The organism is bacterium, from assembly GCA_035703895.1.
In the GTDB taxonomy this organism is placed as follows: domain Bacteria; phylum Sysuimicrobiota; class Sysuimicrobiia; order Sysuimicrobiales; family Segetimicrobiaceae; genus Segetimicrobium.
Window position 1 is genome coordinate 1 of record DASSXJ010000337.1, and the last position, 15,695, is coordinate 15,695.

Annotated in this window: 16 protein-coding genes and 1 riboswitch; of the genes, 13 read left to right on the forward strand and 3 right to left on the reverse strand. The window is 65.0% G+C overall.

Going from position 1 to position 15,695, the window contains the following annotated elements:
- Positions 1-47: 47 nt before the first annotated feature.
- Both VFP86_22070 and VFP86_22075 read right to left on the reverse strand, forming a co-directional pair.
- Entirely contained in the window at positions 48-1,235 is a 1,188-nt protein-coding gene (locus tag VFP86_22070) for a hypothetical protein (protein HET9002337.1), read from the reverse strand.
- A gap of 3 nt (positions 1,236-1,238) precedes the next feature.
- On the reverse strand, positions 1,239-1,661 hold the full coding sequence (locus VFP86_22075; GenBank protein HET9002338.1) for a DoxX family protein: 423 nt from the start codon (positions 1,659-1,661) through the stop codon (positions 1,239-1,241).
- Between the two features lie 237 nt (positions 1,662-1,898).
- Here VFP86_22075 and VFP86_22080 point away from each other — a divergent pair, with 237 nt between their 5' ends.
- The 13 genes from VFP86_22080 to ribH all read left to right on the forward strand — a co-directional run bounded on the left by VFP86_22080 (position 1,899) and on the right by ribH (position 15,072).
- On the forward strand, positions 1,899-2,660 hold the full coding sequence (locus VFP86_22080) for a FadR/GntR family transcriptional regulator (GenBank protein HET9002339.1): 762 nt from the start codon (positions 1,899-1,901) through the stop codon (positions 2,658-2,660).
- Between the two features lie 22 nt (positions 2,661-2,682).
- A complete protein-coding gene (locus VFP86_22085) occupies positions 2,683-3,915 on the forward strand; it encodes a 4Fe-4S dicluster-binding protein (protein HET9002340.1) in 1,233 nt (410 codons plus the stop codon).
- Positions 3,915-5,147 (forward strand): pyruvate ferredoxin oxidoreductase, encoded by a 1,233-nt coding sequence (locus VFP86_22090; protein HET9002341.1) that lies wholly within the window; start codon positions 3,915-3,917, stop codon positions 5,145-5,147. The genes VFP86_22085 and VFP86_22090 overlap by 1 nt, the downstream gene beginning before the upstream one ends.
- Positions 5,148-5,159: 12 nt before the next feature.
- Positions 5,160-6,194: a thiamine pyrophosphate-dependent enzyme gene (locus tag VFP86_22095; protein HET9002342.1), complete on the forward strand. Its 1,035-nt coding sequence runs from the start codon at positions 5,160-5,162 to the stop codon at positions 6,192-6,194.
- Between the two features lie 234 nt (positions 6,195-6,428).
- Entirely contained in the window at positions 6,429-7,700 is a 1,272-nt protein-coding gene (oxlT, locus tag VFP86_22100; protein ID HET9002343.1) for an oxalate/formate MFS antiporter, read from the forward strand.
- Between the two features lie 225 nt (positions 7,701-7,925).
- Positions 7,926-9,389 (forward strand): proline--tRNA ligase, encoded by a 1,464-nt coding sequence (gene proS / locus VFP86_22105; GenBank protein ID HET9002344.1) that lies wholly within the window; start codon positions 7,926-7,928, stop codon positions 9,387-9,389.
- Between the two features lie 70 nt (positions 9,390-9,459).
- Entirely contained in the window at positions 9,460-10,017 is a 558-nt protein-coding gene (locus VFP86_22110; GenBank protein HET9002345.1) for a TlpA disulfide reductase family protein, read from the forward strand.
- A 93-nt stretch (positions 10,018-10,110) separates the two neighbouring features.
- On the forward strand, positions 10,111-10,677 hold the full coding sequence (locus tag VFP86_22115) for a cytochrome c (protein HET9002346.1): 567 nt from the start codon (positions 10,111-10,113) through the stop codon (positions 10,675-10,677).
- 19 nt (positions 10,678-10,696) lie between these two features.
- Positions 10,697-11,185 (forward strand): YbaK/EbsC family protein, encoded by a 489-nt coding sequence (locus VFP86_22120; protein ID HET9002347.1) that lies wholly within the window; start codon positions 10,697-10,699, stop codon positions 11,183-11,185.
- A 74-nt stretch (positions 11,186-11,259) separates the two neighbouring features.
- Positions 11,260-11,407, forward strand: a riboswitch (FMN riboswitch).
- 71 nt (positions 11,408-11,478) lie between these two features.
- A complete protein-coding gene (ribD, locus tag VFP86_22125; GenBank protein ID HET9002348.1) occupies positions 11,479-12,684 on the forward strand; it encodes a bifunctional diaminohydroxyphosphoribosylaminopyrimidine deaminase/5-amino-6-(5-phosphoribosylamino)uracil reductase RibD in 1,206 nt (401 codons plus the stop codon).
- On the forward strand, positions 12,666-13,355 hold the full coding sequence (locus tag VFP86_22130) for a riboflavin synthase (protein HET9002349.1): 690 nt from the start codon (positions 12,666-12,668) through the stop codon (positions 13,353-13,355). The genes ribD and VFP86_22130 overlap by 19 nt, the downstream gene beginning before the upstream one ends.
- Positions 13,352-14,584, forward strand: a complete 1,233-nt coding sequence (locus tag VFP86_22135) for a bifunctional 3,4-dihydroxy-2-butanone-4-phosphate synthase/GTP cyclohydrolase II (GenBank protein ID HET9002350.1) — start codon at positions 13,352-13,354, stop codon at positions 14,582-14,584. The genes VFP86_22130 and VFP86_22135 overlap by 4 nt, the downstream gene beginning before the upstream one ends.
- A gap of 11 nt (positions 14,585-14,595) precedes the next feature.
- Positions 14,596-15,072: a 6,7-dimethyl-8-ribityllumazine synthase gene (gene ribH / locus VFP86_22140; GenBank protein HET9002351.1), complete on the forward strand. Its 477-nt coding sequence runs from the start codon at positions 14,596-14,598 to the stop codon at positions 15,070-15,072.
- On the opposite strand, the gene VFP86_22145 is transcribed toward ribH, so the two are convergent.
- The coding region (locus tag VFP86_22145) for a hypothetical protein (protein ID HET9002352.1) at positions 15,069-15,695 on the reverse strand (627 nt) is incomplete at its 5' end. The two genes, ribH and VFP86_22145, sit on opposite strands and share 4 nt — an antisense overlap.

The following is a 15,695-nucleotide window of genomic DNA, read 5'->3' on the forward strand; positions in this document are numbered from 1 at the left end:
AACTACACCATCGCGTCGACCCTGTACGTCCTGCTTGTCGATTGCCGTTAACGCCGGGCATCCTGCGCGTCATCACGCCACTGTGAACAGTCATACGTCGATTGATGATCTCCGTTGAATAACGTTGGCTTTCCATTCACAATTAGGACTACATCATTTCTGTTGTCGGCGTATCGGCAGATACTCCGCGCAATATCCTTGTACACTCTGGTCTCGGGATACGGCGGGACATGCAACTCGTCGAGAGACCAAAAGAAGGGATCCAGCAGGTTTCTATTTGGTTCGGCTCTTAACGTATAGCGTTGTATTGGCAGCGGCAGTCTGTGTTTTGCAGCATCGCTGATATAAATTTGCGCACCATTCGTATTCCCAGAATACAGGGTCGAAGAAAGATAAGAGTCCCAGAGATTGAAGAAACTAAATATAGGCATGATCGCAAAGAGGATCAAGGCGACTCTGTGGAGCGGGAAATCTCTCACCCATAGCACGTCTCGCAAAGAAAAATGCTCCGTTCTCCAGAACAGAATAACGACCAACGATGCCATTGCGACGTTCCATGGCCAGACGACACTGTTCCAGTTATGCCCCAATGGCCCAAGCGTGAAAAGCACAAATCCCATCATCACCAGCGCTAGGATGATTGCATACGTTCGAAACTTTGTCGTTAACACCCCTACACCAATTCCCAGTTCGAGGAACGGTACCATCATGCCCAGGGAGGACGGAACAATCTGAAGCGAGACCGGAAACAGCTGTGTCACCGGCTGGACCATCCATGGAAAAACACCGGATGTAAAAGCGGGATTCATTTTTTGCAATCCACTGAAGATATAAATGCTCGCCACGATCAATCGACTTGTATTGATTACCGCCTGCCGTTTTTCGGTATCGGCGTCATCCCATGAAAACACACCGAGCGTGGCGAGCATCACAAAGTATTGATAAAACCATGGTTGCCAGCGCATCTGGTCACAGAAACCAAAAATGGCGGCCAGGAGTAAGGCAGAGAAGATCAGTATAGATGGTTTTGCGAGAACAAGGATCGCCGACAGCAGTCCGAGCAAGAGCACGTACATAATTGTTTCAACCGATGGCGGCATCGTTGGGAAATTGGCTAGAACCGGCGCGTGCGGAAAAAACCGTCCACCCGTCCAAAGTTTCATTGAAAGTAATAAGCCGGCAATAAGACCGCCAATGACGACACGCTTGAGCCAGAAGACCCTGCTTGCTCCCACGACCTACAGGCCGGTGTGGATGCGGTTGTCCAGCGCCAGGTGGCCCGGGCCGGTCAATAAGAGCGAGAGCATCATCGCCAGCAACGCCCAGTCCCATTCCCAACCGCCGTTGGCCAGCAGAAAGCCCTTGTCCCACTTGACCTTGAGGATGATCACCACGAACTCGATGGCCAAGACCAGGGCCGCAAGACGCGTGAACAACCCGATCAGCAGGCAGACGCCGCCCGCGAGTTCGGCGATCCCCACGACATAGGCCATGAGCGCAGGGCTCGGGACCCCCATGCCTTTGAGATAGCCGGCGAAGCCCTTGGGTCCGGGCTGCGCGCCGACGAGTTTCGGATACCCATGCACGACAAAGGTAATGCAGGCCCCCAGGCGAATGAGCGTCGGGCCCCACGCAGCATAGCTCCCCAAGAAGTCCAGCATGATTGCCCCCCCTTTTGATGGAGCATCGGTGTCACGTGCCCTCGCAGACTCCCCCAGCGCTGTACCGCAGCATCTTCTTCTTGACACCCGTTCTCCCTACTTCTTATACTGGACTTCGGCACTGGTCCAACCACTGGGCCACGTCTGAACGCGAGGTCGGACAACATTTCCAACGCTGCCAGCAGGCCTATCAGAGACGGCTTGGAGCCGGTACGGCGAACGAAGGTCTACGCCGAGGTGGCGTCCCAGATCCACCGCCTCATCGCCCAAGGCCGACTCGAGCCGGGCGATCGGCTGCCCCCCGAGCGGGAACTGGCCGAGATGTTCGGCGTGAGCCGCACCTCCGTCAGGGACGCGATCCGGGTCCTCGAGATGCGCGGGCTGGTCGAGCCCCGGCACGGTGAGGGCACGGTCGTCAAGCAGATCCCCATCGACGCGATCGTCGGCCCGCTCGCGGATGCGCTTGCAGCGTCGAAGGATCTTACCGCAGACCTCTTTGATATGCGCCGGATGCTCGAGCCTCCGCTGGCCCGGGTGGCCGCGCTTCGTGCGACCGACGAGGATATCACGGCCATGGAGAACATCCTGGCCCGTCAGGCGGAGCGCGTTCGGGCCGGCGGGATCGCCATCGAGGAGGACAACGCGTTTCACTACCGGATCGCCACCGCCGCGAAAAATCAGGTGGTCCTCAGGTTGATGGACGTGGTGATGGACCTGCTCCGCGAGAGCCGGGCACGGTCGCTGCAGGGTCCGGGACGGGCGGAGATGTCCCTCGAGGGTCACCGCCGCATCCTGTCCGCCATCCGTGATCGCGCGCCGGATGCCGCGGCGGAGTCGATGCGGCTCCATATCGAAGAGATTGAACAGGTGCTGTCCCTACCGGGTGAGCCCGGTTCGGGACAGGCCGCGCGTGGTCGGAGATCCGAGTACGGCGAGAAGGCAGGTCCTGTCCCGGGCGTGCCTGGCGCCACTCGGTCGACGTCCGGCGCCGGGACGTAACGCCCGGCAGAGGGGGTGTTGCATGGCACGCACGATCTCGGTAGAGGTGGTCTACCGAGGGATCTACCAGAAGACGCTGGCCAAGAACATCTGCCGCGGCATCGTGCTGGCCGCACGCAAAGAGGGCAAGATCGGCATCTCGTTCGGGCGCTATGGGGATTCTCCCGAGCGAAACGGCATTCCCGCCAAGAACTTCGCGATCGTCGCGCCGAACGAGGAGGAGCTCCAGCTCAGCATGGCCCAGTATGAGCCTGAGCAGACCGACGTCACGATCAGCGTGGACGACATGTTGTGCAAGGGCGTCGAGTCGTGGGCGTGGTACGGCCTTCAGCCGATCAATCAAAAGGTTCGGGACAGCGGGACGCTGATCGTCACCTCGATGCTGGCCGCCGAGGAGCTGATCAAATTCTGCCACACCAAGCCCCACCCCTACCGGCTGGCGGTGATCCAGGCGATCCCAAGCTTCTCCGGCCTGTGGGTGTATAAAGACGACCATACCGACGCCCGAATCCTCGGTGCGCTGCCGAAGGTCTGCCCCGAACTCGTCAGCCTGGACAGCATCGTGGCCGCGATCAAGGACGAATGGAAGGACGACCTCAAAGTGCGATCCGCCCGCCGGTCGTGCGAGCAGACGATGGCCCGCACGGTCGCGCCCGGCGAAGGCAACCCCGAGGTGCCGTACACGTTCGACATGCCCGGTTGGACCACGATGCGCGAGGGCGTGACGATCGACGGGATCCGGCTCGGCGAGCCGATCAAGTTTGGCGATCAGATCGGCGGGTATCGCCCCGCGCGGAATCCGTACTTCAAGAAGTTTTCCACCCGCACGATGCGCCCGGTGATCGATTTCGACAAGTGCATCAAATGTACGCTCTGCTGGCTGCAGTGCCCCGACTCCTGCTTCGATGTGACGCCCGACCAGACCTACGATTTGAACGCCGAGGCGTGCTGCGGATGCGGTGTGTGTGAGGCGGTGTGCCCCGTCGACAACTGCGTCACGATGGTCAACGAAGCCGCCTTCACCGACAACCAGAGTCAATGGGAAGCGTACAAGAAGGACAAGGTCGCCTACAAGGCGTGGGTGGAGGCCAAGATCAAGGAACAGCCGGAGCGCTCACACGGGTTTCGGTACCGAGGGCAGTATCAGGAGCAGGTTGCCAAGATGGGCGTCGCCGCGGACGCGGGGGAGACGGTGGGCGCGGATCCGGGAGGGCAGGAGGAGATGGGGGTTGGCGCCGGCGGAGGTGAGGAGTAATGGATGCTGATGCGGCAACCGCGGTCCGAGTCGCCGCGGCGGAACAGGAGGCCTTGATCAGCGGCAGCGAGGCGGTCGCCGTCGCCACGAAGCTGGCCGACGTGGACGTGCTCACCGCGTACCCAATCCGGCCCTACGACACGTTGATGCAGTACGTGGCGAAGCAGATCGCGAACGGCGAGCAGGACGCCGAGTACATCGTCGCCGAGAGCGAGCACAGCCAGTTCGAGATCGCCAAGCACGCGGAGGCGGTGGGGGCGCGCTCGATGTGCGGCTCGAGCGGGGTGGGCTGGTGCTACGCGTTCGAGGCGATCGCCGTGACCCCGGCCCTCCGCCTGCCGCTCGTGGCGATGGTCGGCAACCGGGCCCTGGACGATCCCGGGGCGTTCGGCACGGAGCACAACGACGCGCTGGCGGCCCGAGACCTGGGGTGGATGCACGTCTGGGTCGACACCGCGCAGGAAGCGCTCGACACCACGCTGATCGCCTACCGGGTGGCAGAGGACCGCCGGGTCTTTCTCCCGTGCGCGATCAGCACCGACGGCGCGTTCCTCACGCATTCCCAGTCGCTCGTCAAGGTCCCGCCGAAGGCGTGGGTCGACGAGTTCCTGCCTCCCTACAACAGGGGCGACCTTGTGTTTCATCCCGACAACCCAATCACGATCGCCCCGCAGGTCAACGAGGACTGGTTAATGGAGATCCGCCGCCAGACCGACCAGGCGATGCGGAACGCCCGAGGCGTCATCGAGGAAGCCTACCAGAACTTTCGGCGGATCTTCGGCCGCGGCGACGGAAATCCGTTCTTTGAAGAATACCAGACCGACGACGCGGAGATCGTCCTGCTCGGCATGGGGACGTTGTCGATGCCGGTCAAGGTCGTGATCCGGAAGCTCCGCGAGCAGGGCCACAAGGTGGGGTTCGTCCGGATCCGGTGGTTCCGGCCGTTCGACTACGAGCGGCTCGGGCCGCTGCTGGCGCGCTTTGCGGCGGTCGGCGTCATCGACCGAGACTTCTCGATGGGGTCGCCGTTCAACAGTGGGGTGCTGGCCAACGAGATCCGCTCGGTCCTCTACGCCCAAGACAAACGCCCGCCGGTCGTGAGCTTCATCGCGGGGCTCGGAGGGCGCGAGGTGACGATTCCGGCGGTCAAGGAGATGATCGAGCAGACTCGCAAGGCCGCCGAGACCGGCAAGGCGCCGCTGGACACCCAATGGATCGGCGTACGCGCCTAGGAGGGATGAGCGATGGACACATCTGAGGCCGCGATGTTGGATTCGCCGGTGCCGGTGCTGGAGCCGATCAAAGGGGTCAAGAAGGCCCCGCTCGAGGAGTACTTTACCTCCGGCCACCGGACGTGCCAGGGGTGCGAGTCCGCCCTCGTGATGAAGTTGATGGTGAAAGCGGCGGGGCCGCGCACGGTCGTGCTCGGGAGCACCGGGTGCATGTACGTCGCGAATACGACGTATTACAGCACCTCGTGGGTGGTCCCATGGATGCACACCCAGCTCGGCTCGTCAGGCTCCGCGGCGGTCGGGACGGCCGCGGGCTACCGGGCGCTCATGCGGAAGGGCAAGATCAAGCGCGAACCCATCAACGTAATCTCCTTCTGCGGGGACGGCGGAGGGGCCGACATGGGGCTGTCGGCGATCTCCGGCGCGCTGCAGCACATGGACTACAACCACTTGATCCTCCTGTACGACAACGAGTCGTACGCCAACACCGACATTCAGGCCTCGGGCAGCACCCCCTACGGGGCCAACACGACCTTCAGCCCCCACGGGAAGGCCAAGCGAATTCTCCACAAGCGATGGAAGAAGAACATGGCGGCGATGCTCGCCGCGGGGCATCCGGAGTGCAGGTACGTGGGCACGGTGTGCGCCAGTTACGCGGTGGACTTCATGAATCGGATCCGGAAGGCGCTCAGCATCGGCGGCCCGACCTTTATCCATTCCCTGGATCCGTGCCCGAAGGGATGGGACTACGACCCGATGCTCTCGCACGAACTGGGCGAGCTCGCGGTCTTGACGGGGATCTGGCCGATGTTCGAGGTGGAGAACCACCAGCTGCGGCTATACGGGAAGAGCAAGGCGATCGTGGAGGGCCGGCAGAAGCGCCTCCCCGTCCGGGACTACCTGACGAAGCAGGGCCGGTTTGCCCACTTCACCAACGACGACATCGACTACTTCCAGGCGAAGATCGACCAGATGTGGACGAATTGGTTGATTCCCGGGGTGCTTCCGTTCGCGACCGACATCTTGAACGAAAAGGCTCCCGCCTAGAGACGCGGAGCGTCCGGTCCTGAAGGGACCGGGAGGACAACTGCATAGGAGCGTGGCTTCGCGATCTTGGGGCGCGAGGTGACGGTGGGTGGGTGCAGCAGGGCTTTCTCTCGACGTCAGGTCAACCTGGCCGGCGGGGGGGAGTCCTTTGCATTTGGGAACAGGGAAGTGCCTTTTTGCAAACGGCCGGCGCGCATTGAAGTCTAACCGCATTCTCGCAGGGAGGGATGCGTGATGGCGACGCTGAGCAATCGGTGGGTTCAATTGGTGATTGGTATCATCGTCATGGTGATGATCGCGAACTTGCAATATGGATGGACGCTGTTCGTCAATCCCATCGCGGCCAAGTTCCATTGGACCAAGACCGCGATTCAGGTGACGTTCACGCTCTTCGTGCTCACCGAGACATGGTTGGTGCCGTTCGAAGGGTACCTCGTCGACCGCTTCGGCCCCAGCCTGTTGGTGGCGATTGCGGGCGCGTTGGTTGGTACGGCGTGGATGATCAACGCGCATGCCACTTCGCTCACGATGCTGTACGTGGGCGGCATCGTCGGGGGGCTCGGCGCGGGCATTGTCTACGGTACCGCGGTCGGGAATGCGCTCAAGTGGTTCAGGGATCGCCGGGGGTTGGCCGCGGGTCTCACCGCCGCCGGATTCGGTGCCGGCTCGGCGCTGACGATCATCCCCATCTACAACATGATCCAGCACAGCGGATATCAGTCCACGTTCCAATACTTCGGGATCCTGCAGGGGGCCGTGGTCCTCATCGCCGCGGTGTTCCTCCGGTCCCCGAAGCGCGGTGATGTGACCGCGACTGTCAGACCGCGGGTTGCGCAGAGCGGGCGGGACTTCACCTGGCAGGAGACGATCAGGCATCCGGCCTTCTGGCTGCTGTACGTGATGTTCACTATGGTGGCGACCGGCGGCCTCATGGCCACCGCTCAACTCGCGGTGATGGCGAAAGACTATAAGGTCGCCGACATCCCCGTGTCGCTGTTGGGGATCACCCTAGCCGCGCTCCCCTTCGCGCTCTCGCTCGACCGCATCATGAACGGCGCGACCCGGCCGTTCTTCGGATGGGTCTCGGATCACATCGGCCGGGAGAACACCATGTTCATCGCGTTTAGTGCAGAGGGGCTGGCGATCATCCTGCTGCTCCGGCTGGCCCATATCCCGATCATGTTCGTGGTGCTCTCAGGGCTGGTCTTCTTCGCCTGGGGCGAGATCTACAGCTTGTTCCCAGCCATCGCGGGCGATCTGTTCGGACAGAAGTATGCCACAACGAACTACGGCGCGCTGTACACCGCGAAGGGGACGGCGTCCCTGCTCGTGCCGATCGGCAGCCTCCTCGCGGCGTCGACCGGAAGCTGGGTGCCGATCTTCGCGCTGGCGATTGCGTTTGATTTTATCGCTGCGCTCCTTGCGCTGTTCGTCCTGAAGCCGCTGCGGTCCCGAGTGGTCTCCCAGACCGCGACGATGGTGCCGGCCACCGGGGGTGGAGAGTAATGGCCGAACAGGATGCCCATCCCGACGGGCGGGCGGCACGGTGTCGGAGACTTGGTTTGACGGTCGTGCAAAACGCGTGCTAGAATGGCCGGCGAGACGATGAAGACTCCCCCGCCCGGCGGCCGGTCGAGGTAGCGGCCGGGGAGCAGGGAGCGCGTGGTGTTGCGGGAGCCTCCCGTCCCGTGGGGACGTGGAGGCTCCCGGCCTAAACGGGAGGCATCGAGCATGTCCCACCCTTCGGTGTCCCAATCTGCTGAGGACCGCGGGTACGTCAAGGAGATCCCGTCCAAGTCCCAGCACTTCGCCGATTGGTACACCGCCGTCATTCTCAAGGCCGAACTCGCGGACTATTATCCCGTGCACGGGTGCACGGTCATCCGGCCCTACGGGTATACGATTTGGGAATTGATGCAGCAGGGGCTCGATCGCCGGTTCAAGGCCACCGGCCATGTGAACGCGTACTTTCCGCTGTTCATCCCGCAGAGCTTCCTGCAGCGAGAGGCGCAGCACGTCGAAGGGTTCGCGCCCGAGGTCGCGTGGGTGACCCGAGGCGGCGGCGAAGAACTCAGCGAGCCGCTCGCGGTGCGGCCCACGTCGGAGACCGCGATCGGGCACATGTACGCCCGGTGGATCCAATCCTATCGGGACCTTCCTGTGTTGATCAACCAGTGGTGCAACGTGGTGCGCTGGGAGAAGGCCACCCGGCCGTTTCTCCGCACGATGGAGTTTCTGTGGCAGGAGGGCCACACCGCTCATCGGACGGGGGAAGAGGCCGAGGCGGAGGCGCGCCAGATGCTCGACGTCTACCGGGATTTCGCGGAAACGGACTTGTCGATTCCCGTCCTGGCCGGTCGCAAACCCGACAGCGAAAGGTTCCCGGGGGCCCTGCACTCGTATACGATCGAGGCGCTGATGCCGGACGGCCAGGCGCTGCAGGCCGGCACGTCGCATAACCTCGGCCAGAACTTTGCTCGGGCGTTCAACATCAAGTTCCTCGACAGCGACAACACCGAGAAGTACGTGTCGACGACGTCGTGGGGCGTTAGCTGGCGCATGGTCGGCGGGCTCATCATGGTGCACGGCGATGATCGCGGGTTGGTCCTGCCGACCAAGGTGGCCCCGATTCAGGCCGTGATCGTCCCGATTCTCACCGGGAAGGCTCACGAGGATGTGCTGGCCGCATCCCGCTCGATCGCCGCGCGCCTGGGCGCGGTCGCACGGGTGAAGCTGGATGACCGCACGGAGGTCACCCCCGGCTGGAAGTTTAACGACTGGGAGATGCGCGGGGTCCCGCTGCGGATCGAGCTCGGGCCACGCGATCTCGGGCAGCGGCAGGTGGTCCTCGTCCCGCGCGTCGGAGGAGGCCGGCGGCCCGTCCCCCTGGATGGGATCGTCGACGCGGTCTCTGCGGCGCTGCAGGAGGTCCAGCAGGCGTTGTTCCGGCAAGCCAAAGCGTTCCTCGACACGCATATCGTCTCGGCCGCGACCCGCGAAGAGGCCGTCGCCGCCATCGCCGCGCGCAAGGGATTTGTTCGCCTGGCATGGTGCGGAGGAGCGGAGTGCGAGCAGGCGCTCCGCCGTGACACCGGGGCGTCGCCCCGGTTGATCTCCGACGAGATCGCCTCTGGAGCCTGCGCGATCTGCGGTGCGGCCGCGCGTCACATCGTGTACTACGCGCGCGCCTATTAGCCGCCTGGGTAAGGTCGACATGGATTCGCCGCCGGCGTCGGTCCCATCGCGTCACGCTCTGAGGCCGGCGGTGCTCGTGGGTGTCCTTGTGGTTGTCGCCGCGGGGCTGGTCTGGGTCGCCTCGCGGCATCCGGGGACGGAGCCGGCGCGGCCGTCCGGGTTCGAGGGACTCGGTGATGGCGCCCCGCCGGTCGGACACCGGGCCCCCGACTTCTCCCTGCCGCTGCTCAACGGCGGGACGTTCAGCCTGCACAGCGTCAAGGGAAAACCCGTCGTCCTCAACTTCTGGGCCGCCTGGTGCGCGCCGTGCCGCGCAGAGACGCCGATGCTGGTCCGGCTGCAGAAGGTGTACGGCCCGCGGGGCCTGCAGTTCGTCGGGGTCGATAGCGAGGACCAGATCGCGGACGCGCGCGCGTTTGCCGCGCAATACCATGTGGACTATCCTCTTGTCCGCCTGGACGACGAACGGCTCATCGACGCCTACGCCATCCCGGGGTTGCCGACGACCGTCTTTATCGGGGCCGACGGAATCGTCGTCGGAAAGGTGGTTGGCGGCTTCGTTGGGCCCGAGGGAGAAAAGTTGCTCATCGCGCGGCTAGACCGCCTCCTCGCGGGCGCCCACCGCTAGGCGCAGGGAATATGGCTGCCATCGTGTAACATACAGCAGTCCCGCGTTGGGTTTGATCGTGCGCCAATGTGCGTTGCTGTCCGGGGGTGATAGATGTCGTCTCGCGTGAGGCTGGCCGGGGCGCTTCTCGCAGGGTGCCTTGGACTCGCCGGCTGCACCGGCAAAGACATCCTGGCGATGCGGAAGCACCCGGAGGCGGCACAGCCGGCGGCGACCGTCACGCCCGGGGCGACCACGCCGGCGCCTGCGGTGACCGGCCCCGCTATCGCGGCTACGACGGACTACCCCAAGAACCCGAACTCGCCGCGCCCCGAGCCGCCGGCGCAGTTCGCCTCGATCAAGAATCCGCTTCAGCCCACTCCGGACAATCTGGCCAAGGGGAAGGCGCTCTTCGACACCAACTGCGCCGTGTGCCACGGTCCAACCGGCGCCGGGAACGGGGCGGCCGCGGCGGCGCTCAACCCGAAACCGGCCAGTTTTGCTACGCCGATCCACACCAAACTGCCCGACGGCTATTGGTTCTGGCGGCTGTCGAAGGGCGGCGGCGTCCCCCCGTTCAGCGCGGCAGGGTCCGCGATGCCGCCGTGGGAGGGGAGCCTCAGCGCGGACCAGCGCTGGCTCGTGATTTTATACGAGCATACCTTCTCGGCGAAAAAGTAAGGCACGGTGATGCCAACCGGTGGGATCCTCATTCGCCACTGATCGCGTGCGGGCGGCGCTGGCCGAGCGCGATCTGTCGGTCGAGATCCTTGAATTCCCGGAGAGTACCCGGACCGCCGCAGAGGCGGCGCGCGCGGTCGGGGCCACCGTCGCCCAGATCGTGAAGTCGCTCCTGTTCATCGCCGACGAGCGGCCGGTCCTGGTGCTGGCTTCCGGCGCGAACCGCGTGGATCTCAAGAAACTGGCGGGGCTCGTTGGCGCCACGCGGGTCGAGAAGGCCTCGGCCGAAATCACTCGGGCGCTGACCGGGTTCAGCATCGGCGGCGTCCCTCCGGTAGGCCATCTGACCGTGCTTCCTGTGGTTCTCGATGAAACGTTGCTACAGCACCAGGTCGTGTACGCCGCCGCCGGCACCCCACACGCCGTGTTTGCCATCGACCCACACGCGCTCGTGCGGGCGACCGGGGGGGTCATCGTAAATATCGCCGAGGTGCCTTCGGTTCCCTGACCCGGGCACCCGTCGCCCGCTGCCCCTCCGCGGGCGCGGCCCTTGATCCCCGGAACACTGCATGGTATGCTACGTGTTGCCTTCGGGGCAGGGTGAGCCGGGCGCGTTGCCCGGCAATTCCCGATCGGCGGTACAGCCCGCGAGCCCGTTCGCAATGTGCGGACGGGTAGGATCTGGTGAGAGTCCAGAGCCGACGGTATAGTCCGGATGGAGAAGGCGTGGACCGGTGTCTGCCACTGATGGGGTGGCACCGGCCCGTTGGACGTTCTGCCCCGGGGCATTCGGCTCACGGGGTGTTTTTGTTGGGTGTTGACGCGGGTCGAGATGAACGGTATATGCGCGAGGCCCTAGGACTCGCGCAGCGCGGCGCGGGCACGGCGAGCCCGAACCCGATGGTCGGCGCGCTGGTGGTGTCCTCAGATCACGTCGTGGGACGAGGGTACCATGTCCGGCCGGGAACCTCGCATGCCGAGGTGATGGCACTCACGGAGGCCGGGCCCGCCGCGCGGGGCGCGACGCTCTATGTGACCCTCGAGCCATGCGCGCATTGGGGACGGACGCCGCCCTGCGCCGACGCCATCGTCGCCGCCGGCGTCCAGCGGGTGGTGGTCGCCATCGAGGATCCCGATGCGCAGGTGAGGGGCCGCGGGCTGCGGCGACTCGCCGAGGCGGGAGTCGAAACGCGCCTCGGGATTGCGGCAGACGCCGCTCGGCGTCTGAACGAAGCCTACGTCAAGCACCGCACCACGGGGTTCCCGTTTGTCACGGCGAAATGGGCGATGAGCCTCGATGGGCGAATCGCCACACGCGCGGGTGACGCCCGGTGGATTTCTGGGGCGGCCTCTCGCGTGCTCGTCCATGAGCTCCGTGCAGTCTCAGACGCGATCCTCGTCGGTATCGGCACCGTGCTGCGCGACGACCCCCGACTCACCGCGCGCGACCTTGCGGCCGGTCCGATCGGCCGCCAGCCCACGCGGATCGTCCTGGACAGCACGCTGCGGATTCCGCCGGCCGCCCGCGTGCTCGAACGCGACGGTACCCCGGTCATTGTCGCCACGACAAGCCGCTCCCTTCCCGAGGCCCGCCGGAGACTCGAAGCGCTCACCGCGGAGGTCATCGTCGCGGACGGTCAAGGCGGCCGGGTCGATCTCTCAGCGCTGCTGGCGGAGCTCGGCCGGCGCGGCATCATGAGCCTGCTGGTTGAGGGGGGCGAGACGGTCCACGGGGCCTGCATCGATGCCGGACGGGTCGACAAGGTGCTGGCGTTCGTTGCCCCCGTCATCGTGGGCGGGCCGGCCCCAGGTCCGGTGGGCGGCGTCGGGGTCGAGAAGATCGCCGAGGCCTGGCGTCTCACGCAGACGTCGATCCGGCAGGTGGATCAGGACCTCGTCATCGAGGGCTACTTTCCACCCGCGGCGCTGGCGGAGGCTGTGGGCCGCGAGATGAGCACGGGGAGTGAGCGAAAGACAGGGAGGACGCCGTGTTCACCGGCATCGTAGAGGGGACAGGAGTCGTGAGGGCCGCGCGGCCGGGACGCGACTCCGTCCGGCTGCGCATCGAGGCAAGGTGTGATATCGCCGGGACCCGAGTGGGGGACAGTATTGCCGTCAACGGCGCGTGTCTGACCGTGACGGAGTATACCGGCGGCGTTTTCGGCGCGGACGTCACCCAGGAGACGTTGGTGCGGACGACACTCGGCGGGCTCCGGCCCGGGGACGTGGTGAATCTCGAGCGTCCCGTCGCCGTCGGAGCTCGCCTGGGTGGCCATGTGATGCAGGGGCACGTCGACGGCGTCGGCAGGGTGGTGCGCCGGGATCCTCAAGGAGATGCGTGGTGGCTCGAGGTTGACGCGCCGCCTTCGGTGGCCCGGTACATCGTCGAGAAAGGGTCGGTGGCGGTGGACGGCGTCAGTTTGACCGTCGCGCAGCACGAGGGAAGCCGGTTTACCGTGTGCCTCATTCCGCACACCATTTCGGCGACGACGCTGGGACACGTGGAGGCTGGGGCCGGCGTGAACCTTGAGGCGGACATCATCGCGAAGTACGTCGAACGGCTCCTCGGGCCATACGCCCGGGTGACATCACAGGCGACCACCTCGATGGGAAACGGGACGGCCGGCCCGACCGGCAGCCACCCTGCGCCGGAACGAGCTCCCGGAGCGGATCGATGACGGCAGGCCCAAGCGTTCCACGCGCATCGGGATTGGCCGCGATCGAGGAGGCGGTGGCTGCGATCCGGGCCGGCAGGTTCATCATCGTCGTTGACGACGAAGCCCGGGAAAACGAAGGCGATCTGGTCCTCGCGGCCGAGTGTGTCACCCCGGGGGCGATCAACTTCATGGTAACGCACGCCCGGGGCCTCATCACCGTTCCGATGACCGGCGAGCGGTTAAACGCGCTCGATCTCCCGCAGATGGTGGCGCAGAATACATCGCACCAGGGAACCGCGTTCGCCATCTCGGTGGGCGCGAAACACAAGATTACGACCGGGATCTCGGCCCCCGACCGAGCGGCGACGATCCGGGCGCTGGTTGATCCGGCCACGCGCCCCGAGGACCTCAGCCGGCCCGGGCACGTGTTTCCGCTCCGGGCGACCTCCGGAGGGGTTCTGCGGCGAGCGGGCCACACCGAAGCCGCCGTCGACCTGGTCACGCTGGCGGGCCTCGCTCCCGTCGGGGTACTCTGCGAAATCATGAGCGACGATGGGACGATGGCGCGCCTCCCGGAACTTCTCGCGTTCGCGTCCCGTCACGAACTCCCGATCATCTCGGTGGCCGACCTCATCCGCTACCGGCTCGAGCGTGACCGATTTGTGGTCTGCGAGGGGCGCACCCGCCTGCCGACGTCGCTCGGTGAATTTACCGCCGCCGTATACGAGAACACCCTGGATGGGGCGACGCACATGGCGTTGGTCTGCGGCGACATTCGGGGAGAGGACCCGGTGCTCGTGCGGATGCACTCGGAGTGTCTAACCGGGGAAGTGTTCCATTCACTGCGGTGCGACTGTGGCGAACAGCTCCGGCAGGCGCTCGAGGCGATCAGCCGCGAAGGCCGGGGTGTGCTCGTGTACATTCGTCAAGAGGGCCGGGGAATCGGTCTCGCCAACAAGATCCGCGCCTACGCCTTGCAAGACGTGGGCAAGGATACCGTGGAGGCGAACGAACTCCTCGGGTTCGCCCCCGATCCGCGAGACTACGGCGTCGGCGCGCAGATCCTGGCCGATCTCGGACTGCGCCGGATCCGCCTGCTCACGAACAACCCGGCGAAGCGCGTCGGTCTCGAAGGCTACGGGATCGAGGTCGTGAGCCGGGTGCCGATCGAGGTGCCGCCGAACCCGGAAAATTATCGGTACCTGGCCACGAAGCGTCACAAGCTCGGCCATCTCCTCAACCTCGAGTAGCGGGATCGCGGGTGGGCGAAACCTTCCGGGGTGGACGCGAGGGCGCCGGACTCCGCATCGCCGTAGCCGTGAGCAGGTTCAACGAGAACATCACGCGCCGGCTGCTCCAAGGGGCTCTCGGGACGCTGCGTAAATGCGGGGTGGCGGAGGGATCGGTGGACGTGGCGTGGGTGCCGGGGGCATACGATCTTCCGGTGATCGCGCAGACACTGGCCCGCACCGGCCGGTACGACGCCATCGTCTGCCTGGGCTGCGTCATTCGGGGAGAGACGACACACGACCGCTATGTGGCATCCGGCGCGACAACCGGCCTCATTCAGGTTTCTCTCGAATCTTCGCTGCCGGTAACGTTCGGGGTACTCACGACACAAACGTTGGAACAAGCCGAGGCCCGCAGCGGCGGCTCACACGGGGACAAAGGGGAGGACGCGGCGTTTGCCGCGGTAGAGATGGCGTCGGTCCTCCGCCAGATTCGAGACCACGGTTAGTGTTGGCCTGTTCCACCACCGCTGCCCGACGACCCGCTCCCACCGCTGCCTGAGGAACCGCCGCTCCCCGACGTGCCTGTATTGAGCGATGCTCCGGCGTTCACGGAGACGCCACCGCCGTTGACCGACGCACCGCCGTTAACCGATGCGCCGCCACCGTTGACGGATGCGCCGCCGTTGACCGAGGCACCGCCGTTGACCGAGGCACCGCCGTTGACCGATGCGCCCCCGCTGTTGACGGATGCGCCGCCCCCGTTGACGGACGCTCCCCCATTGACGGACGCTCCCCCATTGACCGAGGCGCCGGCGCTGGCCTCGAATGCCCCGGCGGCAACCGAGCCCGCTCCGCCTATCCCCAGGATCCGGTTCAAGTCGTCCAAGACGAGGTATCCAGCACCCAAGGCGTTGACTCGCTGCACCTGACGGATGCTGGGGATGTTCGTTACCTCAATCACATCAGCAAGGAGTGTTCCCGACTCGGAGAGCCGTCCGGACGCGCGTACGGAGTCTAGACGTGTGACCGCGCCGAACGTGGTCCGCAACCCGACGATTCGTGTGTCGGGCATGATCACAATTGGATGTACGCCGTCACTTGAGATGATGAGGGCCGCATTGTTGATTTT